Source organism: Aeromonas jandaei, assembly GCF_037890695.1.
Lineage (GTDB): Bacteria > Pseudomonadota > Gammaproteobacteria > Enterobacterales > Aeromonadaceae > Aeromonas > Aeromonas jandaei.
Window position 1 is genome coordinate 2,640,702 of sequence record NZ_CP149571.1, and the last position, 19,663, is coordinate 2,660,364.

Annotated in this window: 22 protein-coding genes; 14 read left to right on the forward strand and 8 right to left on the reverse strand. The window is 59.5% G+C overall.

Annotation, left to right across the window (positions count from 1 at the left end):
* Positions 1-42: 42 nt before the first annotated feature.
* The 4 genes from malE to WE862_RS12595 all read left to right on the forward strand — a co-directional run bounded on the left by malE (position 43) and on the right by WE862_RS12595 (position 5,060).
* Positions 43-1,224: a maltose/maltodextrin ABC transporter substrate-binding protein MalE gene (malE, locus tag WE862_RS12580; RefSeq protein ID WP_339058624.1), complete on the forward strand. Its 1,182-nt coding sequence runs from the start codon at positions 43-45 to the stop codon at positions 1,222-1,224.
* A 75-nt stretch (positions 1,225-1,299) separates the two neighbouring features.
* Positions 1,300-2,952 carry a maltose ABC transporter permease MalF gene (malF, locus tag WE862_RS12585; RefSeq protein ID WP_042029976.1) on the forward strand — a complete coding sequence of 551 codons (1,653 nt, stop codon included), beginning with the start codon at positions 1,300-1,302 and terminating at the stop codon, positions 2,950-2,952.
* Positions 2,953-2,964: 12 nt separating this feature from the next.
* Positions 2,965-3,855 (forward strand): maltose ABC transporter permease MalG, encoded by an 891-nt coding sequence (malG, locus tag WE862_RS12590; RefSeq protein WP_041209357.1) that lies wholly within the window; start codon positions 2,965-2,967, stop codon positions 3,853-3,855.
* Positions 3,856-3,923: 68 nt separating this feature from the next.
* Positions 3,924-5,060 (forward strand): ABC transporter ATP-binding protein, encoded by a 1,137-nt coding sequence (locus tag WE862_RS12595; protein WP_042029975.1) that lies wholly within the window; start codon positions 3,924-3,926, stop codon positions 5,058-5,060.
* Positions 5,061-5,168: 108 nt separating this feature from the next.
* Here WE862_RS12595 and ppk2 read toward each other — a convergent pair whose 3' ends face one another.
* A complete protein-coding gene (gene ppk2 / locus WE862_RS12600) occupies positions 5,169-5,984 on the reverse strand; it encodes a polyphosphate kinase 2 (protein ID WP_042029973.1) in 816 nt (271 codons plus the stop codon).
* Positions 5,985-6,098: 114 nt separating this feature from the next.
* Between ppk2 and WE862_RS12605 the strand changes: the two genes are divergently transcribed.
* A complete protein-coding gene (locus tag WE862_RS12605) occupies positions 6,099-6,905 on the forward strand; it encodes an alpha/beta fold hydrolase (RefSeq protein WP_042029971.1) in 807 nt (268 codons plus the stop codon).
* A 79-nt stretch (positions 6,906-6,984) separates the two neighbouring features.
* On the opposite strand, the gene WE862_RS12610 is transcribed toward WE862_RS12605, so the two are convergent.
* From WE862_RS12610 to WE862_RS12620, 3 genes are read right to left on the reverse strand one after another with little or no spacing between them, the layout of a single operon-like run.
* A complete protein-coding gene (locus WE862_RS12610; protein WP_042029970.1) occupies positions 6,985-7,791 on the reverse strand; it encodes a MipA/OmpV family protein in 807 nt (268 codons plus the stop codon).
* 36 nt (positions 7,792-7,827) lie between these two features.
* Positions 7,828-8,898 (reverse strand): AI-2E family transporter, encoded by a 1,071-nt coding sequence (locus WE862_RS12615; RefSeq protein ID WP_042029968.1) that lies wholly within the window; start codon positions 8,896-8,898, stop codon positions 7,828-7,830.
* A gap of 25 nt (positions 8,899-8,923) precedes the next feature.
* Positions 8,924-9,157 (reverse strand): sulfurtransferase TusA family protein, encoded by a 234-nt coding sequence (locus WE862_RS12620; protein WP_042029966.1) that lies wholly within the window; start codon positions 9,155-9,157, stop codon positions 8,924-8,926.
* Between the two features lie 121 nt (positions 9,158-9,278).
* On the opposite strand from WE862_RS12620, the gene WE862_RS12625 reads away from it, so the two are divergent.
* A complete protein-coding gene (locus WE862_RS12625; RefSeq protein WP_367948931.1) occupies positions 9,279-10,733 on the forward strand; it encodes a M48 family metalloprotease in 1,455 nt (484 codons plus the stop codon).
* A 93-nt stretch (positions 10,734-10,826) separates the two neighbouring features.
* Here WE862_RS12625 and WE862_RS12630 read toward each other — a convergent pair whose 3' ends face one another.
* On the reverse strand, positions 10,827-11,309 hold the full coding sequence (locus WE862_RS12630) for a TlpA family protein disulfide reductase (protein ID WP_042029965.1): 483 nt from the start codon (positions 11,307-11,309) through the stop codon (positions 10,827-10,829).
* Positions 11,310-11,369: 60 nt separating this feature from the next.
* Here WE862_RS12630 and arsC point away from each other — a divergent pair, with 60 nt between their 5' ends.
* Together arsC and WE862_RS12640 are read left to right on the forward strand one after the other, a co-directional pair.
* Positions 11,370-11,720: an arsenate reductase (glutaredoxin) gene (arsC, locus tag WE862_RS12635; protein WP_041209366.1), complete on the forward strand. Its 351-nt coding sequence runs from the start codon at positions 11,370-11,372 to the stop codon at positions 11,718-11,720.
* Complete coding sequence (locus tag WE862_RS12640) at positions 11,717-12,100, forward strand: DUF2069 domain-containing protein (protein WP_041209367.1); 384 nt, start codon at positions 11,717-11,719, stop codon at positions 12,098-12,100. The genes arsC and WE862_RS12640 overlap by 4 nt, the downstream gene beginning before the upstream one ends.
* A 54-nt stretch (positions 12,101-12,154) precedes the next feature.
* Here the strand turns inward: WE862_RS12640 and WE862_RS12645 are convergent, their stop codons facing one another.
* Complete coding sequence (locus tag WE862_RS12645; RefSeq protein ID WP_042029964.1) at positions 12,155-12,772, reverse strand: ACP phosphodiesterase; 618 nt, start codon at positions 12,770-12,772, stop codon at positions 12,155-12,157.
* 163 nt (positions 12,773-12,935) lie between these two features.
* On the opposite strand from WE862_RS12645, the gene iadA reads away from it, so the two are divergent.
* Positions 12,936-14,066, forward strand: coding sequence for a beta-aspartyl-peptidase (gene iadA / locus WE862_RS12650; protein ID WP_042030019.1), 1,131 nt, complete (start codon positions 12,936-12,938; stop codon positions 14,064-14,066).
* Positions 14,067-14,148: 82 nt separating this feature from the next.
* Here iadA and WE862_RS12655 read toward each other — a convergent pair whose 3' ends face one another.
* Positions 14,149-15,051: a lysine exporter LysO family protein gene (locus tag WE862_RS12655; protein ID WP_042030018.1), complete on the reverse strand. Its 903-nt coding sequence runs from the start codon at positions 15,049-15,051 to the stop codon at positions 14,149-14,151.
* A gap of 119 nt (positions 15,052-15,170) precedes the next feature.
* On the reverse strand, positions 15,171-15,461 hold the full coding sequence (locus WE862_RS12660; RefSeq protein ID WP_156128656.1) for a hypothetical protein: 291 nt from the start codon (positions 15,459-15,461) through the stop codon (positions 15,171-15,173).
* A gap of 122 nt (positions 15,462-15,583) precedes the next feature.
* On the opposite strand from WE862_RS12660, the gene WE862_RS12665 reads away from it, so the two are divergent.
* The 5 genes from WE862_RS12665 (at position 15,584) to WE862_RS12685 (ending at position 19,657) form a co-directional block, all read left to right on the forward strand.
* Positions 15,584-16,354 carry an ABC transporter ATP-binding protein gene (locus WE862_RS12665; protein WP_033115996.1) on the forward strand — a complete coding sequence of 257 codons (771 nt, stop codon included), beginning with the start codon at positions 15,584-15,586 and terminating at the stop codon, positions 16,352-16,354.
* Between the two features lie 50 nt (positions 16,355-16,404).
* Complete coding sequence (locus tag WE862_RS12670) at positions 16,405-17,178, forward strand: ABC transporter substrate-binding protein (RefSeq protein ID WP_041209369.1); 774 nt, start codon at positions 16,405-16,407, stop codon at positions 17,176-17,178.
* A 217-nt stretch (positions 17,179-17,395) separates the two neighbouring features.
* Positions 17,396-18,136 (forward strand): ABC transporter permease, encoded by a 741-nt coding sequence (locus WE862_RS12675; protein ID WP_041209370.1) that lies wholly within the window; start codon positions 17,396-17,398, stop codon positions 18,134-18,136.
* Positions 18,137-18,139: 3 nt separating this feature from the next.
* Positions 18,140-18,832 carry an ABC transporter permease gene (locus WE862_RS12680; protein ID WP_042029963.1) on the forward strand — a complete coding sequence of 231 codons (693 nt, stop codon included), beginning with the start codon at positions 18,140-18,142 and terminating at the stop codon, positions 18,830-18,832.
* Positions 18,833-18,994: 162 nt separating this feature from the next.
* The gene (locus WE862_RS12685; RefSeq protein WP_042029962.1) at positions 18,995-19,657 is read left to right on the forward strand and encodes a TIGR01621 family pseudouridine synthase; all 663 of its coding nucleotides are present in this window, start codon (positions 18,995-18,997) and stop codon (positions 19,655-19,657) included.
* Positions 19,658-19,663 lie beyond the last annotated feature (6 nt).

The following is a 19,663-nucleotide window of genomic DNA, read 5'->3' on the forward strand; positions in this document are numbered from 1 at the left end:
CACAATGCTCTTACAGCGCGGAACTACTACAAGGAAAGGCTCATGAAAAAGAAATTGCTGTCATCCCTGATCGGTCTGGCCACTCTTGGCGTCGCTTGCACTGCTACTGCTGCCATCGATGAAGGCCAGCTGACCATCTGGATCAACGGTGACAAGGGATACAACGGTCTGGCTGAAGTGGGTAAGAAATTTGAAGCAGAAACCGGCATCAAGGTTACTGTTGCTCACCCGGATCAGGTTGAAGTGAAATTCCAGCAAGCCGCCGCCACTGGCAACGGCCCGGACATCTTCTTCTGGGCTCACGACCGTTACGGTGAGTGGGTCAAGGCCGGTCTGCTGGTTCCGGTAACGCCGAGCGCTGCGACTAAAGCCAAATTCGAACAGCTGGCATGGGATGCCATGACTGTTGACGGTAAAACCTATGGCTACCCGGTTGCCATGGAAGCAGTCAGCCTGATCTACAACAAGGATCTGCTGCCTGAGCCGCCGAAGACCTTCGAAGAGATCGCCAAGATTGACGAGACTCTGAAGAAGAACGGCAAGCGCGCCATCATGTGGGCCTATGACACCCCCTACTTCAGCTACCCGCTGGTGGCTGCCAACGGTGGCTACGCCTTCAAGAAAACCGCTACCGGTTATGACGTGAAAGACACCGGCGTGAACAACGCTGGCGCCAAGATCGGCGTAGGCTACATCTCTGAGATGATCAAATCCGGTCACCTGGAGAAGGGTATCGACTACGGCGTAATGGATGCCAAGTTCAACAAGGGCGAAGTGGCCATGATGATCAACGGTTCCTGGGCCTGGAGCAACCTGGACAAGAGCGGCATCAAGTACGGCGTAGCGCCGCTGCCGACCCTGAAGGGCAAACCGGCTAAAGCCTTCGTTGGCGTACTGGGTGCCACCATCAACGCCGCCAGCCCGAACAAGGATCTGGCCATCGAGTTCCTGGAAAACTACCTGCTGACCGATGCCGGTCTGGCTCCGGTCAACGCCGACAAGCCGCTGGGTGCCGTTGCGCTGAAATCCTTCCAGAAGACGCTGGAATCCGATCCGCACATCAAGGCCACCATGCAAAACGCCCAGGCTGGCGAGCCGATGCCGTCCGTGCCCGAGATGAGCCGTTTCTGGTCCTCCTTCGAAACTGCCCTCAAGAACGTGACCTCCGGTCGTCAAGGTGTTGACGAAGCGCTGGATACCGCTGCCAAGCGTATCGTTCAGTAAGCTCGCACTACCCGGGAGGCCGCAATGGCCTCCCACTCTCTCAAATCTCTCTTGGCGTTATAAAGGTTAATTGGCATGGAAGTAGTACCTTCTGTTGAGTCCTATGCCGGTCCGAAGGATAAGCACACCTGGCTTAAGTGGACTATCGCGGCCCTGGTCGCCATCCTCAACGGCTACGCAGCCGTGATGATGTACGCCAGTGGCGAGTGGGTATTCGCGCTGCTGGATCTGGTGGTGGTATCCGTCGGTCTGTATGTCTTCATGAACAAGAAGACCTATGCCCATCGCTACATCTTTCCGGGTGTGGCTGGCATGGTTGTATTTATCATCTTCCCTCTTGCCTACACGATTGGCATTGCCTTCACCAACTATTCGGGCTCCAACTTGCTCTCCGTGGAGCAGGCTCGTGATTATCATCTGAAGAAAACCTACAAGGTGTCGGGCGGTGAATTCGATTTTACTCTGCTGGGTGGCGACAACGGCCAGTTCCAGCTGCAGCTGAACCAGGATGATCACGCCTATATCAGCCAACCCGTCACCCTGATGAACAACAAGGCCCGCGAACTGGCCGTAAGTGAAGGGCGGGTACAGACTACACCTCAGCTTATCGAGCTGACTCCGGTCACTGGCGAGATTGCCAGCAAACCGGCGCCCATTCGCGCTATCGTAGATCATCGCACCCACCTGAGCGCGCTGGATCTGGTGCTGCCCGATGGTTCCACCCATCTTACCCTGAGCAGCCTGCGCAAGTTTGCCGCCCAGAAGTCCCAGTACACCCGTCTGATGGATGGCGCCGTGCTCAAGTCCGGCGTGGTGATCAAAGACAGCAACCTGCTGCGCGACAACCAGAGCGGCGAGCTGATGCTGCCCAACGGCGAGACCGGTTTCTACCAGTACATCGACGATCAGGGCCAGTTTGTCGGCAAGGGCATCGCTCCGGGCTTTGTGGTCAGCGTGGGTTGGAAGAACTTCGCCCGCATCGTGACTGACCCGGGTATTCAGGCGCCGTTCCTGCAGATCTTCGTCTGGACCGTGATCTTCTCTGCCTGTTCCGTGGCGTTCACTCTGGCCATCGGTATGGTGCTGGCCTGTCTGGTGCAGTGGGAATCGCTCAAGGGGCGCGGCTTCTATCGGGTCATGTTGATCCTGCCCTACGCAATTCCGGCGTTTATCTCCATCCTTGTGTTCAAGGGGTTGTTCAACCAGAACTTCGGTGAGATCAACATGTTCCTGGAAGCGGCCTTTGGCATCAAGCCGGACTGGTATACCAATCCCATGCTGGCCAAGGTGATGATCCTGATCGTCAACACCTGGCTGGGCTACCCCTACATGATGATCCTCTGCATGGGCCTGCTCAAAGCTATCCCGGAAGACCTCTATGAAGCGTCCGCCATGGACGGTGCCGGTCCGGTGCAGAACTTCTTCAAGATCACCGTGCCGCTGCTGATGAAGCCGCTGACCCCGCTGTTGATTGCCTCGTTCGCCTTCAACTTCAACAACTTCGTACTTATCCAGTTGTTGACCAACGGTGCTCCGGACATCATCGGTGCCAGCACTCCGGCCGGTACTACTGACCTGCTGGTGAGCTACACCTACCGGATTGCATTCCAGGGATCGGGTGGTCAGGACTACGGTCTGGCCAGTGCCATCGCCACCGCCATCTTCCTCATCGTAGGTGCGCTGGCGCTGCTCAACCTGAAATTGTCCAAAGCCGACAAACAGCTGTAAGGAGGCTTCAACATGGCAATCGTACAACCCAAATCAGTCAAATACCGAGTGTGGGCAACCCACCTGGTCATGTGGGGCTTCCTGGCGCTGATCATCTTCCCGTTGATCATGGTTATCGCCATCTCGTTCCGTAACGGTAACTTCGCGGTAGGGGAGATCATCCCCTCCAACCCAACCCTGGATCACTGGAAACTGGCGCTGGGCATCTCCATCACCAACGCCGACGGCAGCATCACACCGCCGCCGTTTCCGGTGCTGACCTGGTTGTGGAACTCCATCAAGATCGCCGGCATCACTGCCCTGATGATCGTGACGCTCTCCACAACTTGTGCCTACGCCTTTGCCCGCCTGCGTTTTCGTGGCAAGTCCACCATCCTGCAGGGCATGCTGATTTTCCAGATGTTCCCGGCTGTGCTGGCACTGGTGGCCATCTATGCGCTCTTTAACAAGATTGGTGACTACATCCCCTGGCTGGGTCTCAACACCCACGGTGGCCTGATCCTTGCCTACATGGGCGGCATCGCCCTGCACGTCTGGACCATCAAGGGCTACTTCGAGACCATCGACTCCTCTCTGGAGGAGGCTGCGGCCATCGACGGTGCGACTCCGTGGCAGGCATTCCGCCTGATCCTGTTGCCCTTGTCGGTACCCATTCTGGCGGTGGTATTCATTCTGGCCTTTATCGGTTCCATTACCGAGGTGCCCATGGCCTCCATCCTGCTGCAGGATGTGAACAATCTGACCCTGGCGGTCGGAGCCCAGCAGTACCTCTATCCGCAGAACTACCTGTGGGGTGACTTTGCCGCAGCCGCCGTGCTCTCCGGCTTCCCCATCACAGTGGTGTTCCTGTTGGCGCAGCGCTGGCTGGTTGGCGGTCTGACCGCCGGTGGTGTGAAAGGTTAAGTTTATGGCAGGGGGAGCAGGCTCCCCCTGCTATCACGATTTGCAAAGATTCAAGAGCGGAGCTCGTCATGGCTGAAGTAGTACTCAACAACGTTCGCAAAAATTACGACCCGGCTGTTCACAAGGACACCCTGCGCAATATCAACCTCTCCATCAAGGAAGGGGAGTTTATCGTCTTCGTCGGTCCGTCCGGCTGCGGTAAATCCACCCTGCTGCGAATGATCGCGGGTCTGGAAGACATCACCAGCGGTGAGCTGACCATCGGCGGTCGCTACATGAACGACGTGCCGCCGGTAGAGCGCAACGTCGGCATGGTGTTCCAGTCCTACGCCCTCTATCCGCACATGAACATCTACGAGAACATGGCCTTTGGCCTCAAGCTCAAGAAGATGGACAAGGAGAACATCCACAAACGGGTGATGCGTGCCGCTGAAATTCTGGGTCTGGAGCCGCTGCTGGAGCGCAAGCCCAAGGCACTCTCCGGCGGTCAGCGCCAGCGGGTTGCCATCGGTCGCTCCATCGTGCAGCAGCCGCAGGTGTTCCTGTTTGACGAGCCGCTCTCCAACCTCGACGCCGCGTTGCGGGTCAAGATGCGGATCGAGATCGCCAAGCTGCACAAGGAGCTCAACTCCACCATCATCTACGTGACCCACGATCAGGTGGAAGCGATGACCCTGGCCGACAAGATCGTGGTGCTGAGTCCGCTCAAGGCCGATGCCGCCAGCAACCTGGAGCAGTTCGGTTCACCGCTGGATCTCTACCACAACCCGGACAACAAGTTTGTGGCCGGTTTTATCGGTTCGCCCAAGATGAACTTCCTGGCCGCCGAGCTGATGGAGATTGGTGAGCAGGAGTGCGTGGTCAAGCTCTCTACCGGCGACAGCGTGCGGGTGCGGGTCGATGCCCGTCGTGGCGCGGTGGGTGACAAGGTTGAGCTGGGCATCCGCCCGGAGCATCTGGTGCCGCTGAGCCACGCCCATGCCGACAGCAAGCTGAGCGGCGTGGTGCAGGTTGCCGAGCATCTTGGGGCCGAATCATTCGTCTATATGGATGTGGATGGTCACGACTTTACCGTCAAGACCACCTCCGACGTGGATGTGGCGACTGGTCAGAGCTACAGCGTGGGGATCCCGGCTGAAGCCTGCTATCTGTTTGATGCCAAGGAGCAGGCGTTCCCCCGCACCGCCAAGTACATCCGTACCTGATCGCGGTTTGGTGCAAGTTTTCCGTATCTTCAATGCCTTTTTGCCGGTCTTGCGACCGGCTTTTTATTGCCTGCCGTTTGGCTAAACCGGCAGGCGCGGTGGCAGGGCTCAGCCCTCGAAATCAGCAGTAATATCGGGGACAAAGGTCTGGCTGGTCAGGGGCGGGCGTTCGTACCCTTCGGTCTTGATGGGGGGGAGCTTGATGGGCTCGTAGTGGATCGCCTCGTAGGGCACCTTGCCCAGCAGATGGGCGATGCAGTTGAGGCGGGCGCGGCGCTTGTCGTCCGCCTCCACCACAAACCAGGGACTGTCCTGGGTGTCGGTGTAGGTGAACATGTCATCTTTGGCGCGGGAGTATTCGACCCAGCGCGAGCGGGACTGCAAGTCCATCGGGCTGAACTTCCAGCGCTTGATGGGGGTGTTGATCCGCTCCTTGAAGCGCTTCTCCTGCTCCTCATCGGAGACCGAGAACCAGTATTTGATCAGGGTGATGCCGGAGCGGATCAGCATCCGCTCGAACTCGGGGCAGGCGCGCAGAAACTCGCGATACTCGGCGTCGCTGCAAAAGCCCATCACCCGCTCGACCCCGGCTCGGTTGTACCAGGAGCGGTCAAACAGCACCATCTCGCCAGCAGCGGGCAGGTGGGCCACATAACGCTGAAAGTACCACTGGGAGCGCTCCCTGTCTGAGGGGGCGGGCAGCGCCGTCACACGGCAGACCCGGGGGTTGAGGGGCTCGGTGATCGCCTTGATGACCCCCCCCTTGCCGGCAGCGTCCCGTCCCTCGAACAGCACTACCACCTTGAGCCCCTCCTGCTTGACCCACTCCTGCAGCTTGACCAGCTCCTCCTGCAGGTGGGCGAGGTGGTGTTCATAACATTTCTTCTCCAGACGTGGCCGCTTCTTGCTCTTGTCCTTCGGCATCTTCTTCTCCTTTTTGAGTCCCTTCTTGCCGTCACTTCAGCTTGCACCAGGGAGAGTCGACTGCCAAGGGGGACGTGATACACTGCCCGCCCATCGCTGGCAACAGGAGATAACATGAAGCAATTTATGGAGATAGCGGGCCGCCGGATGGCCTATCTGGATGAAGGGCAAGGGCCGGTGCTGCTGTTTGGCCATAGCTATCTGTGGGATAGCGCCATGTGGGCGCCGCAAATCGAGGCGCTCAAAGGGAGCTATCGCTGCATCGTTCCCGAGCTGTGGGGCCACGGCGATTCCGATCTGCTTCCGGAAGGCGCCTGCACGCTGGCAACCCTGGCGCGCGATCATCTGGCGCTGCTCGATGCCCTCGGGGTTGACGAGTTCGTGCTGGTGGGCCTCTCCATCGGTGGCATGTGGGGTGTGGAGCTGGCGCGCATGGCCCCAGCTCGCCTCAAGGGGCTGGTGCTGATGGACAGTTTCGTTGGCCTCGAGCCGCAGATCACCTGCGAGCGCTACCTCGGCATGCTGGCGATGATCGAGCAGCTTGGCACTGTGCCGGCGCCCATCGTCGAACAGGTGGCGCCGCTCTTTTTTGCCAATCAGCCTGATGAGGCGCTGATGAGCGGTTTCAAGGCGCGCCTTGCCGCCTGGCCAAAGGATAAGATTGCCGCCATGGTGGCGGTGGGCCGCAGCTTTGTGACCCGTGAAGATCGCATCGAGTGGCTGGAGGAGATCAGCATTCCTGCCTTGGTGATGACCGGCTGCGAGGACAAGGCGCGCCCGGTGCTGGAGGGCTATCTGATGGCCGAGGTACTGGGTTGCCCGTTCAGGGAGATCCCGGCAGCTGGCCACATCTCGTCGCTGGAAAATCCGGCCTTCGTCAATCAGCAGCTGACCGGGTTTCTGGCGGCGCTATCAGCCTGAATGGGCAGCCTGAAGATGGTCGTGAAAAAGGGAGCCGAGTGCTCCCTTTTGTTTGTTCGTATCTCACAGCGCATCACCGTTACCAGATATAGCCCAAGGCAAATCCCGCATAGAGTTCGCCGTCGTGCTGGACGATGGGGCTGTTTTTGATGTCCCGATCATACAATTCGTAGTTCATGGCAAACATGCCAATCCAGTTGGGACTGAAGCGGTAGCTGGTGATGAGCGCCGCCATGGGGGAGAGGGTTGAGCCCGTGTCCCAGGCTGGCCGCTGGGCGGTGGCCTCGCTTTCGGAGATGCCGCCGAAGTAGTAGTTGGCCATCTTGTCGCTGCGCAGCATCACCCCCATCCCCGGCATGATGAGCAGGTTGTCGCGCTGGATGGGGAAGTCGGCCCACAGCAGCAGCTCCTGACCCTTGCTGCGGCCGGTGATATCGCTGTTGGCTCGCACTGTCAGCAGGGCGTAGGGGGTGATGATGTTGCCACCAATCCCGCCTTCCAGCTGCCATTTGCGCTGTTCCATGCCGCTGAATGCTGGAGAATCCTCGGGGTCCAGATTGCCAAACCGCACCCGGCCATAGCCGTACAGGGCGACGTTCTCATCTTTGTGGAAGTAGTAGCGCGCCCGATCGCCGAGAAACATGAACTGCTTGCCGAAGTAGATAAAGCCCGGGATAGCGTAGGTGGCATTATCTTGCGCCTCATAGCGGGCTTGTCCCCCGATGAGCGCCGCACCGGCGACAAAGCCCTGTGGCACCGGGCTGGTAGGGCTGTCGCTGGTGAGCAGATCCATGGAACCAAGGTCGATATCGGCGCTGGCGGGCAAGGCGGCAGCGAGGAGCAGGGCCGTCAGCCCTGCCGCTCTGATTTGACGAAAAAAGGTCATGGACACTCCGTTGTCACGATTGCATGGGGAAGCGGGTTATTTTGCGGCGCTCGGCAGATCTTCGCGTTTTGGCCAGGCATTGATCACCGCCTTGACCAGGGTGGCGAGGGGAATGGCGAAGAAGACCCCCCAGAATCCCCACAATCCGCCAAAGACCAGCACGGCGATGATGATGGCGACCGGATGGAGGTTGACTGCCTCCGAGAAGAGCACCGGCACCAGCAGGTTGCCATCGAGAGCCTGAATGACCAGATAGGCCACCATCAGCCAGGCGAACTCCGGGGTGAGGCCCCACTGGAACAGGGCGACCATGGCCACCGGCACAGTCACCACTGCGGCGCCGATGTAGGGGATCAGCACCGAGAAGCCGACCGCGACCGCCAGCAGCACCGAGTAGCGCAGCCCCATCAGGGCGAAGGGGACATAGGTGGCGATGCCGACGATAAGGATCTCGATCACCTTGCCGCGGATGTAGTTGATGATCTGGTTGTTCATCTCGACCCACACCCGGTTGACCAGGGTGCGGTTGCGAGGCAGGAAGCGGCGCAGGCTGCCCATCAAGACCCGCTTGTCCTTGAGCATGAAGAAGACCATCAGTGGCACCAGGATCAGGTAGATCATGATGGCGACCACGTTCACCAGCGAGCTGAGCGAGGCGCTCACCAGATGCTCGCCGCCACTGAGAATGCGCTGGCGAATGTTGTCGATGACGGTCTCCACCAGACTGACGTCGATGAGTTCGGGATAGCGGTCGGGCAGGGTGCGGACATAATCCTGAGCGTGAGTCAGCATGGCCGGCGCCTCTTTGGCCAGATTGATCCCCTGACTGACCAGGGTCGGGATAAGGCCCAAGAGGGCGGCGACTGCCACCGTAATAAAGAGGATCAGAATGACGCTGGTGGCCAGGGTGCGCGACAGCCCCGCCTTTTGCAGCCGGGCCACCGGCCACTCCAGCAGGTAGGCCATCACCAGCGCCACCAGCAGGGGGGCCAGCAGATCGCCAAACAGCCAGATGATGGCAAAGCAGAAGACCAGCAACAGGAAGAGGGTAACGGCATCGGGATCGGAGAACCGGGTCTGATACCAGCGCTTCAAGACTTCTAACATGACTGCATCCTTACACGACAGGGGCTCAAGATGGCTGTGTCGCCCCGACAACCAGCTGCAAAGAGAGGGTATTATCCGGCTCGGGGGTGAGAATGACCCCGTGGCCGAGACGCTGCAGATAGGCCGGAATATCCTGCCGTGAGCCCGCATCGGCCAGCCGTATGGTCACGGTTTGGCCGGTTTTGGCCTCCCGCAACCAGAGCTTGAGCCGGATCAGTGGCTCGGGACAGCGCCAGGGGGTCAGGTCGAGATATTCCATGGGGGCTCCATCACGCAGATGGCCGCTATTATGGCCGTGATAAGAGCATGAAACAACGCTTGTAGCCCTTGATGGGCAAGGGTATTCTGCCGAGGCCCTTTCTGATGGAGATAGAGATAACGTGGCACGCTTTTCCCCCCTGATGGCATCACTTCCCCTGCTGGCTTCCCTGATGGGCGCCACGTTTCATGCCGAGGCGAACAATCAGCTTCCTGACATAGGCACCGCCGGGGTATCGGCCCTGCCCATCGAGCAGGAGGTACGCTATGGCAACGCCTTCATGCGCTTTGCCCGTGCCGGTTTGCCGATCATCGATGATCCCGTGTTGAGCCAATATATCGACGATCTGGGGCAGCGCCTGCTCTCCAACGCCGATGGGGTGCGTTTCCCGTTTACCTTCTTCCTGATTAACGATCCCAGCATCAACGCGGCCGCCTTCCTTGGCGGGCGGGTCAAGGTGCACACCGGCCTGTTCCTCTACGCCGACAGCGAGAGCGAGCTCGCCTCGGTACTGGCCCACGAAATCACCCACGTGACCCAGCGCCACATCGCCCGCTATATGGAAGCGCAGGCAAGCAGCTCGGCGGTGACTCTGGCCGGTCTGGTGGGCTCCATCGCACTGGCGGTGATCAACCCGACCGCCGGTATTGCGGCGTTGCAGACCACGCTGGGCCTCTCCATGCAGTCTGCCATCAACTACACCCGCGACAACGAATACGAAGCGGACCGGATCGGCATGAAGACCCTCTACGATGCCGGTTTCGATCCCATGGGGATGGCCAACTTCTTCCAGAAACTGGCTGCCGAGTATCGCTATGCCAGCAAGCCGCCTGAAATGCTGCTGACTCACCCGCTGCCGGAGACCCGGATCAGCGAGGCCCGAGCCCGGGCGAGCAGCTATGGCCGCCGCGACCTGCCGCCGAGCCTCGACTTCTGGTTGGCCAAGGTGCGCATTCAGGTGCGCTATGGCACAGATACCCCGCAGGGGATGCTGAGTTACTTCGATAGCCGGATCCAGAAAGGGGATTATCCGCTCAAGGATGCCGCCATCTATGGCAAGGCGCTGGCGCTGATCCAGCTCAAACGCACCGACGAAGCAGATACGCTGATGAAAGAGCTGGCCACCCGTCATCCGGAAGATCTCTTTATCGTCGATGCCCAGACCGACATCGACCTGGCCAAGGGACGCAGTGCCCAGGCCATCGCGCGCCTCGAGAAGTTCCGCAGCCAGATGCCGGACAACGAGGTGGTGGTGGTCAACCTTGGCAACGCCTATCTCGAAAGCGGCAACTACAAGAAGTCCATCGCCATCCTCGACCCCTATGCCCGTGCGCATGAGGAGAACAATCTGGCCTGGAACCTGCTCTCCGACGCCTATCGCAAGGCGGGCAGAATGACCGAGCTGCACATGGCGCGGGCTGAAATCCTCTCCCTGCGCGGTGATTATCAGGCGGCCATCGACGAGCTGATCGTGGCGCGTGGCACCACCAGTGACCGGATGACTCTGGCCCGACTGGAGGCGCGTATCACCGAGCTGGAGCGAGCCAAGAAGGATCTCGACAGCCTCAAGGGGTGACGAGAGGTTATTGCCAACAACAAGGGCGCACTCTGGTGCGCCCTTGTTGTTTATGGTGAGTCAGAGAAACAGCTCTGCACCCTGTGGGGGTGTTCAGTTGCCCGGATGCCTGATGGATGCCTTGAGGGCGTCGATCTGCGATTGACCCAGTTCACCAACCAGCGTCTGCTTGAGTTTGCCCTCACTATCGAGCAGGTAGCTGGTAGGCAGCCCGCTTGGGCGAGGGAAGGGGAGCCTGGCATCCTCATTGGCAATAAGGAGCGGCACCTTGATGTGGTACTGGGCGGCCAGCTTGTCCAGCTCGGCCGGGGTGATCGGATCGTAGTTGATTGCCACCACGGCGATCTCTCCCTCGGCAGCCAACGCGTTGAGGTGCGGCATCTCTCGCAGGCAGGGGGCGCACCAAGGGGCGAAGTAGTTGACCAAGAGCGGCTTGCCGGCAAAGTGGTCAAGAGCCACCGTTTGCCCCGCTGCGTCGGTAAATTCGGGGGCGGGCGTGCAGGCGCCCAGCAGGCCAGCCACAATCAGCCAACAAATTCGTTTCAATTCCTTTCCACTGCCGCTTACCCTGACCATCACTTTCCCCTACAATAGCGCCGTTTCTTGTCCCATCTTGCGATTAATCAGGGAGTTACCATGAGCGAGACCCAAATTTACCACAATCCGCGCTGCTCGAAGAGCCGTGAAACCCTTGCGCTGCTGGAACAGCACGGGATCGCCCCTGATGTAGTGCTCTATCTGGAGCAGGCCCCGAGTGAAGAGGAGATCCGCAAGCTGCTGACCCTGCTCGGCTTTAGCGACCCGCGCCAGCTGATGCGCACCAAGGAAGATCTCTACAAGGAGCTGGGCCTTGGTGAAGTGAATGGCGACGACTTGATCCGTGCCATGCACCAGCATCCCAAGCTGATCGAGCGCCCCATCGTCATCAAGAACGGTCAGGCCCGCATTGGTCGCCCGCCGGAGCTGGTGCTGGAGATCCTCAAGTGAGCACCCGCTTTGCCCGTCTGCTGACCCTGGTCGGCTTCTTTGGTCTGCTGGGCTGGGTCATCCTCTGGCATCTGTGGCTCTCGCCCCATCCTGATCTCAACCCCTGGCTGTTGCCGGTGATCTGGACGGTGCCGCTGCTTTTCCCCCTCAAGGGGATAGTGCAGGGCAACCCCTATACCCATGCCTGGGGCAACTTCGTGCTGATGCCCTACTTCCTCCATGCCCTGACCCTGATCACCACGGATGAGGGGGAGCGGTGGTTGGCGGTGGTGGAGCTGCTGTTCACCACCCTCGCGTTTGTCGGCACCATCTACTACGCCCGGCTGCGTGGCCGCGAACTGGGCCTCAGCATTCGCAAGAAGAAAGACGAAGCCAGGTAATGCAAGAAGTAACGTGCAGCAATGTGATGAAGAGCGCCCCGCAAGGGGCGTTTTTTATGGCGGTGATACCAGACCCGAATCTGCCCGGAGCAGGGCCAGCTGCTGCACGCTGTGACCCATCAGTTGCGGGTAGAAGCGCAGAAATCCTGCTTCGCACCCTCGCCATTGCGCTTCATCAAGGGTGAGCAGCGCATCGCCGAGCGGCATCGGGCGGCGTAGCCGGCGGCCAATACCATTGAGGGCCTGCGCCAGCCCCTCCTTGCGCTGATAGGAGGCGATCCAGTTCTGCTCGGCCATCCGCTTGAGGGGAAGCGGCAACCCCTCTGGCAAGACGTGGTGATCTGCCAGCAACTGGCCATAGCTCTGCGCGAGAAAGCGGGGCAGGGGGTCTGTGCTGAAAGCTGCCCAGTGCTGGCTCAGCCAGTGGTCGTAGAGCATATCCACCACTATGCTGCCAAAGCGGCGCCAGGGGGCCTCGAAACAGGCGACGGCCGCCTTGTGCTCGGGATGGCTATCGGTGAAGGCATCGATTTTGCGGTGCAGCCAGATCCCCTCGTCAAACGGTGCGGCAAGGCCCGTTGGCAGCGAGCCTTTGACAAAATCACCGAGCAGGTTGCCGGTGAGGGAGCTTCCGGTATGGGCGGCCAGATGAAGGTGAGCCAGAAAGTTCATGATGAAAGCGGGGCCTGCGAACGGATAGTGCCGCTGAGAGTAGCGGATCTTCCATCTCTCATGAAAGTCTTGTTCAGGAAGTGCTTTCACCGGCGCGCCAATAGTGGGTAAATAGTCCATCTGCCTGATGGCATGTCACGGTATTGAGCGAGGAGTAACCATGATGTTGACCCTGATCGAGGGGGCCGAAATTTTCAGCCCTGCCTACCTTGGCCAGCAGGATCTGCTGGTGGCGGATGGCCGCATCGCCTGGATGGGCAAGGGAATGAGCGTGCCCGCCGACTGGCCACTGGTGCGCGTCGATGGACGGGGTCACTATCTGGTGCCAGGCATGGTGGATCCGCTGGCGCATATTACGGGAGGTGGCGGTGAGGGGGGCTTTGCCTTTCGCACCCCTGAGCTGGCGGCGAGCGAGGCGCTCAAGGCTGGAGTAACCACACTGGTGGCGGCGCTTGGTACCGACAGCCTGACCCGCTCGCCGGCTCAGGTGCTCGGCAAGGTGCGTGAGTTTCGCGCCGCCGGCGTGAGCGCCTTCATGTATACCGGCTCCTACCACCTGCCGGTCAAGAGCATCACCGGCACGGTGGAGTCAGACATCATCCTGATCCCTGAAGTGCTGGGGGTGGGGGAGGTGGCCATCAGCGACCACAGATCCAGCGCACCAACCCACGACGAGCTGGCCCGTCTGGTGAGCGAGGCACGGGTGGCCGGGTTGCTCGCGGGCAAGAGCGGGGTCAGCTTCTTTCATCTGGGGGATGGTCAGGGCGCACTGGCGCCGCTGCGGGCGCTGCGTGACAAAACCGATATTCCGCTGCGCCAGCTCTATCCGACCCACTGCAATCGCAACCCCTGGCTCTTCGCCGAGGCGATCGAGTGGGGCAAGGCGGGAGGCTGGGTCGATCTCACCACCTCCAGCTTTCCCGATCTGGTCGAGGATGGCGAGCGGCTGGCGGCCGATGCGCTGGTGGAGCTGTTGGCCGCCAACGTACCGGCCGATCGCATCAGCTTCAGCTCGGATGCCAACGCCAGTCTGCCGCGCTTTGATGGCGAGGGGCGCCTTATCGAGATGCGCTGCGGCCAGATCGCCAGCCTGTGGCAGGAGTGCGTTCGTGCCTGCCAGCTCGGGGTGCCGCTCGAGGTGGCGTTGGCGGTCGTGAGCGCCAACCCGGCGCAGGCGCTGGGGCTTGGCAGCAAGGGGCGGATCGGGGTCGGTCAGGATGCCGACTTGCTGCTGATCAAATCAGCTTCGCTCGCCATCACTAAGGTGATGAGCGGCGGTCAGTGGCGTAGCTAAGCTCTTGGCGTTTTATTGCGCGTCTCGATTTCCAAACAAAAAGCCCGACAACTGTGTCGGGCTTTTGCTTGAGAGAGGCCGCCTAGATAGCCAGAAAGCCGAGGATCAGGATGGGGCCGAGCAGGCTCAGGATAAAGCCGGAGACAATGGCCACCGGCACGACGGTGATGCCCCCCGACTTCTGAATGACCGGCAGGGTGAAGTCGAGGGCGGTGGCGCCGCCATAGCCGATGGCGGCCGAGGGGTGACGCCGCATCAGGATCGGAATGATCAGGATGGCGATAAGCTCGCGTCCCAGATCGTTGATAAAGGCGGCAGAGCCCAGCACAGGCCCCAGCTTGTCGGCCACCAGAATACCGGAGAGCGAGTACCAGCCGAAACTCGATCCCAGCGCTAGTCCGTGAGCCAGGGGCATGCCCAGCAACTGGGCCGCCAGCAGGCTGCCCAGCCAGCTGCTGACAATGACGGTGGCGGCGATCTTCATTCCCCAGGGGTTGAGCAGGATCTGGCGCAGCCGCATGCCGGAGTTGCGCATCTGCACCCCGACCAGAAAGAGCAGCAGCATCAGCGCCCACTCGCTCCACTTGTCGATGGGCAGAGCGCGCAGATCTACCAGCAGACCCAGCAGCACGCCACCCAGTACCACAAAGCAGAGCTGCAGCGATTCCCACAGGAGATGGAGCTTGCTCGGCATTTTGGCATCGCTGGCGGCATGGGTCGGCGGCGAGCGCTTGTCGAGCCACCAGAGGGCCAGCAGGTTGCAGAGGGTAATGGCGCCGAGCATGATCCCGGCCACTTTGAAGATGACGGCGAGGTTGCTGCCAAGGTTCTCCACATAGGCAAGCCCCAGCCCCATCAGAAAGAGAATGAGGTAGACCATCTTGCCCAGCCCCTGATTGACCAGCTTGATCAATCGGGCGGAGGAGAGGGGAACCAGATAGCCGATCACCAGTGGCAACAGGATCAGCAAGACATTGAGCAACATCGGGGCCTCGATCACAAAAACTGATAAAAATCCCACCTTATCATTACTTATTGGCTCTGTGTCACATTTCTCTCGCTTTCCATGGGGTGTCGGGGCCATTTATTAGGGAGTTGTTACTTTCAGCCTGATGTGGGGTGTGCGAAGGGGAACGCAGCTTCCTGACAAGGGACCAATAAAATCAGTTTGATCCATTCGCTCCAGCCAGAATCTGCATGGGGAGTAGCTGCATAAAGCCATTTTGGAGTCGTTACGGACTGAATGTGGTTTTTCTCTTGCCACAGCCATGATTGGGGTATAAAAAGGCGGTATTCCAAACGCCGATGAAACGGCTGTTTATGCAAATAAAGTGCTGAAAAATACGCAATAGTCGAATGAAAATAGAGCGATTGACCAGGATTACCGCGTTCCATATTGTTTTTTCACTATCCGGGTGATATTTTCGCTGAAGGTTGCCATCAGTTAAATTTTTGTTAAGTTTGCGATGGTGGAGTCACGCCCCTGCGGCGTCTAGGGACAGACAAGGTTGTAATGGATGAGCGACGTTGCCGCACTGGAAGTACGTGATCTGCACAAATATTTTGGCACCCACGAAGTGCTCAAGGGCATCGACATGACTGCCCACAAGGGGGATGTCATCTCCCTTATCGGCTCCTCGGGTTCTGGGAAGTCGACTTTTCTGCGCTGTATCAATCTGTTGGAAACCCCCTCATCCGGCAGCGTCTCCCTCCATGGCGAATTGATTCGGATGAAAACCAGCCGTTCCGGTGAACGGTTGCCGGAGGATATGCGTCAGGTTGAGCGCATTCGCAGCCGGCTGGCGATGGTTTTCCAAAGCTTCAATCTCTGGTCGCACATGACCATCATGCAGAACATCATCGAAGTGCCGATCCAGGTGCTCAAGGTGCCCCGTGCCGAGGCAATCGCCAAGGCGGAGCAGCTGCTCAACAGGGTTGGACTCTGGGAGCGGCGTGACTACTACCCGGGTCACCTCTCCGGCGGTCAGCAGCAACGTGCCGCCATTGCCCGTGCGCTGGCGGTGGAGCCCGAGGTGATGCTCTTTGATGAACCCACTTCGGCGCTCGATCCCGAGCTGGTGGGAGAAGTTCTCGGCCTGATGCGCGAGCTGGCCGAAGAGGGGCGTACCATGCTGGTGGTGACCCACGAGATGTCATTTGCCCGCGATGTATCGAACAAGGTGATGTTCCTGCATCAGGGAAGAGTGGAGGAGGAGGGCAACCCCAAAGAGATTTTTGCCCATCCCAAATCCGAGCGGTTCAAACAATTCATCTCCTCCATCTATTGATGGCCGGAGCCCGGATTTACACGATCGACTGTTTTATCAAGGAGAGATACATGAACAAGCTGATGCTGGCGACTACCGTGATTGCTGCCCTCTCTTCCGGCAGCCTGATGGCCAAGGAGTGGAAAGAGGTGCGTATCGGGGTTGAGGGTGCCTATCCCCCCTTCTCCTGGACCGAGCCCAATGGCGAGGTAAAAGGGTTTGATATCGACATCGCCAATGCCCTGTGCGAAGAGATGAAAGTGAAGTGCACCCTGGTCAAGCAGGATTGGGACGGCATCATTCCTGCGCTGCTGTCGCGCAAGTTTGACGCCATCATCGCCACCATGGACATCACTGAAGAGCGCAAGAAGAAGGTGGACTTCACCCAGAAGTACCAGCACATTCCGGCTCGCTTTGCCGCCAAGAAAGGGACTGACGTCAAGCTCGACAAAGCCTTCATGGAAGGGAAAACCGTGGCAGTACAGCGTGCTACCTCCATGGATACCTTCATTACCGACAACTTCCCGAACGCCACCATCAAACGTTACGGCACTGCCGATGAAGCCTATCTCGATCTGAAATCCGGCCGTGTCGACTATGTGCTGGCCGACTCCGCCGCCATCACCGACGGTCTGTTCAAGAAAGAGGGGGGCGATGCCTTTGAATTCGTCGGCCCGAAACTGACCGATCCCAAGTGGTTTGGCGAAGGTGCCGGTATTGCGGTGCGCAAGGCTGACAAGGATCTGAAAGAGAAATTCAACGCCGCCATTCTGGCGCTGCGAGCTAATGGCAAGTACAAGGCGATCAACGACAAGTACTTTGAGTTCGACGTATACGGCGAGTAAAAACCGGAGCCGTGTACGGTGAGTCATTCGCCACATAGATAGCGAATAACAGGCCGACCGGCTCACCTCGTCAGTCGTCATCGGGCCCGTTCTCTCCGTGTGGAGCGATGGGCCCTATTAATTGCAATGGAGCTGCATCTGGCCGTATTGAAAGGATGTGGGTTCTCTTGTTGTTCAGAGGCATCAGCCCACTCGATAAGTTGCAATGGAGCTGCATATGTTTGATTTGAAAGGATACGAAGCCTCGTTGCTGGAGGGCGCCTGGGTCACGCTGGAGGTGGCGCTCGCCTCCCTGCTGCTGGCGCTGCTGCTCGGCATGCTGGGGGCGCTCGCCAAGCTCTCCCCTTACAAGTGGGCCCGCGCCATTGCCAGCAGCTATACCACCCTGATCCGCGGCATTCCCGATCTGGTGCTGATGATGCTGCTCTTCTTTGGCGGCCAGGTGTTCATCAACGCCGTCTGTTCCTGGGTTAACGAGACCTACAATAACTGGTTGCTGCAGAGCAACCCGTCTCAGGAGTGGGTCTCCCTGCTGCCCGATTATGTGGATATCAGCCCGTTTGCCGCCGGTGTGGCGACCATCGGCTTTATCTTCGGCGCCTATATGACCGAGACCTTCCGCGGCGCCATTCTGGCGGTGGACAAGGGGGAGCTGGAGGCGGCTCGTGCCTTTGGCATGCGCTCAAGCCAGCTCTTTGTGCGGATCCTCTTTCCCCAGATGATGCGGCACGCCCTGCCGGGCTTTGGCAACAACTGGCTGGTGCTGCTCAAAACCACCGCGCTGGTCTCCATCATCGGGCTCGATGACATGGTGCGCAAAGCGTCGCTGGCGGCGGGTTCGACTCAGCAACCCTTTACCTTCTACATGGCCGTGGCGCTCATCTTCCTGATCTTCACTGCCGTCTCTACCTCGGCGCTCAAGTGGGCCGAGCGTCACTACGCCATCAAAACGAGGTAAGCCATGGATTTCTCAATCATTCTCAAAGAGTGGCCCACCTACTGGGAGGGTCTCTACACCACGGTCTGGCTGGTGGCTCTCTCCCTGCTGCTTGGCCTGATGATCGCCATCCCCCTGGGCATTTTGCGTAACAGCCGCAATTGGCTGATCAAGGGGCCGATCTGGGCCTACATCTACTTCTTTCGCGGTACTCCGCTACTGGTGCAGCTCTTTATCATCTACTACGGCGCTGCCCAGTGGGAGTGGCTGAAGAACAGTGCTGCCTGGTCGCTCTTCTCCGAGGCCTGGTTCTGCGCGCTGCTGGCATTTACCCTCAACACCGGCGCCTATACCGCAGAAATCGTGCGCGGGGCGGTACACAACATGCCGCGTGGCCAGATTGAGGCGGCCAACGCCTTTGGTATGACCCGCTGGCAGACCCTGACCCGGATTATTCTGCCCAACTCGTTTCGCCGGGCGTTGCCTGCCTACAGCAACGAGGTGATCTTCATGCTGCAAGGCTCGGCGGTGGCGGGCATCATCACCATCGTCGATCTGACCGGCGCTGCGCGGATCATCAACTCCCGCTACTACAGTCCGTTCGAGGCGTTTTTGACAGCCGGTCTGCTCTATATGTTGCTCACCTTTGTCATCGTCTGGCTGTTCAAGAAGTGGGAGACTCGCTGGCACGCCCATCTGCGCCCGCGCAGTGTGTGACCGGTTAACGCCAGATGAAAAGCCCCGCCATGTCGACGGGGCTTTTTTTCGCCCGGCAATCGCCATCGGCCGTTTGCCAAATGGTGGCCGAGCAGGGACAATGCCTGCCCGAGAGCAGCCGGCGTGCCGGTTGCAGGCCTTTTTCCTGTCCCCCGAGGTGTTATGTACCGGATCCTGTTTCAACACGCCGATTTTCTGGTTATCGACAAGCAGCCCGGCATCGGCATGCATGACGAGAAGGGAGAAGAGGGAGGAGAGACTGAGCCAGGGCTGGTCAATCGGGTGAAGGCCGATACGGGTCTTACCCTCTATCCGGTACACCGGCTCGACAAGATGACCTCCGGTCTGGTGCTGCTGGCCCGCACCACTGAGGCGAACCGCGAACTGAGCATGGCCTTTGCGGCCCGCGAGGTGAGCAAACAGTATCTGGCGCTCTCCGATCGTAAACCGAAGAAGAAACAGGGTTGGGTGAAGGGGGATATGCAAAAGGGGCGCGGCGGCAGCTGGATGCTGGTGCGCACGCTGGATAATCCTGCCATCAGCTGGTTTGATTCGGTGTCGGTGCGCGAGGGGCTGCGGCTCTATCGCATCAAACCGCAGACCGGCAAGACCCACCAGATCCGGGTTGCCCTCAAAAGCATCGGCGCCCCCATTCTCGGGGATGAGCGCTATGGCGGAACGTCAGCAGATCGCGGTTATCTGCATGCCTGGCGGCTCAGCTTTACCCTAGCGGGCGAGCCGTTCGATTTTTTCTGCCCGCCCACGCAGGGGGCCGAGTTTGTCACCCCCGAGCTGACCGCCGCGATTGCCGCTCTTGCACCTTGAGGCTCC

Bases quoted from the DNA above. Each gene is read 5' to 3' on its own strand.
- ppk2 (WP_042029973.1), bottom strand. From the start codon at position 5,984: ATGCCGAAGGACAAGAGCAAGAAGCGGCCACGTCTGGAGAAGAAATGT.
- malG (WP_041209357.1), top strand. From the start codon at position 2,965: ATGGCAATCGTACAACCCAAATCAGTCAAATACCGAGTGTGGGCAACC.
- WE862_RS12615 (WP_042029968.1), bottom strand. From the start codon at position 8,898: ATGTTAGAAGTCTTGAAGCGCTGGTATCAGACCCGGTTCTCCGATCCC.
- WE862_RS12655 (WP_042030018.1), bottom strand. From the start codon at position 15,051: ATGTTGCTCAATGTCTTGCTGATCCTGTTGCCACTGGTGATCGGCTAT.
- malE (WP_339058624.1), top strand. From the start codon at position 43: ATGAAAAAGAAATTGCTGTCATCCCTGATCGGTCTGGCCACTCTTGGC.
- WE862_RS12665 (WP_033115996.1), top strand. From the start codon at position 15,584: ATGAGCGACGTTGCCGCACTGGAAGTACGTGATCTGCACAAATATTTT.
- WE862_RS12620 (WP_042029966.1), bottom strand. From the start codon at position 9,157: ATGGAATATCTCGACCTGACCCCCTGGCGCTGTCCCGAGCCACTGATC.
- malF (WP_042029976.1), top strand. From the start codon at position 1,300: ATGGAAGTAGTACCTTCTGTTGAGTCCTATGCCGGTCCGAAGGATAAG.
- WE862_RS12645 (WP_042029964.1), bottom strand. From the start codon at position 12,772: ATGAACTTTCTGGCTCACCTTCATCTGGCCGCCCATACCGGAAGCTCC.
- WE862_RS12610 (WP_042029970.1), bottom strand. From the start codon at position 7,791: ATGACCTTTTTTCGTCAAATCAGAGCGGCAGGGCTGACGGCCCTGCTC.
- WE862_RS12605 (WP_042029971.1), top strand. From the start codon at position 6,099: ATGAAGCAATTTATGGAGATAGCGGGCCGCCGGATGGCCTATCTGGAT.
- WE862_RS12670 (WP_041209369.1), top strand. From the start codon at position 16,405: ATGAACAAGCTGATGCTGGCGACTACCGTGATTGCTGCCCTCTCTTCC.
- WE862_RS12630 (WP_042029965.1), bottom strand. From the start codon at position 11,309: ATGGTCAGGGTAAGCGGCAGTGGAAAGGAATTGAAACGAATTTGTTGG.
- WE862_RS12680 (WP_042029963.1), top strand. From the start codon at position 18,140: ATGGATTTCTCAATCATTCTCAAAGAGTGGCCCACCTACTGGGAGGGT.
- iadA (WP_042030019.1), top strand. From the start codon at position 12,936: ATGTTGACCCTGATCGAGGGGGCCGAAATTTTCAGCCCTGCCTACCTT.
- arsC (WP_041209366.1), top strand. From the start codon at position 11,370: ATGAGCGAGACCCAAATTTACCACAATCCGCGCTGCTCGAAGAGCCGT.
- WE862_RS12595 (WP_042029975.1), top strand. From the start codon at position 3,924: ATGGCTGAAGTAGTACTCAACAACGTTCGCAAAAATTACGACCCGGCT.
- WE862_RS12660 (WP_156128656.1), bottom strand. From the start codon at position 15,461: ATGGAACGCGGTAATCCTGGTCAATCGCTCTATTTTCATTCGACTATT.
- WE862_RS12675 (WP_041209370.1), top strand. From the start codon at position 17,396: ATGTTTGATTTGAAAGGATACGAAGCCTCGTTGCTGGAGGGCGCCTGG.
- WE862_RS12685 (WP_042029962.1), top strand. From the start codon at position 18,995: ATGTACCGGATCCTGTTTCAACACGCCGATTTTCTGGTTATCGACAAG.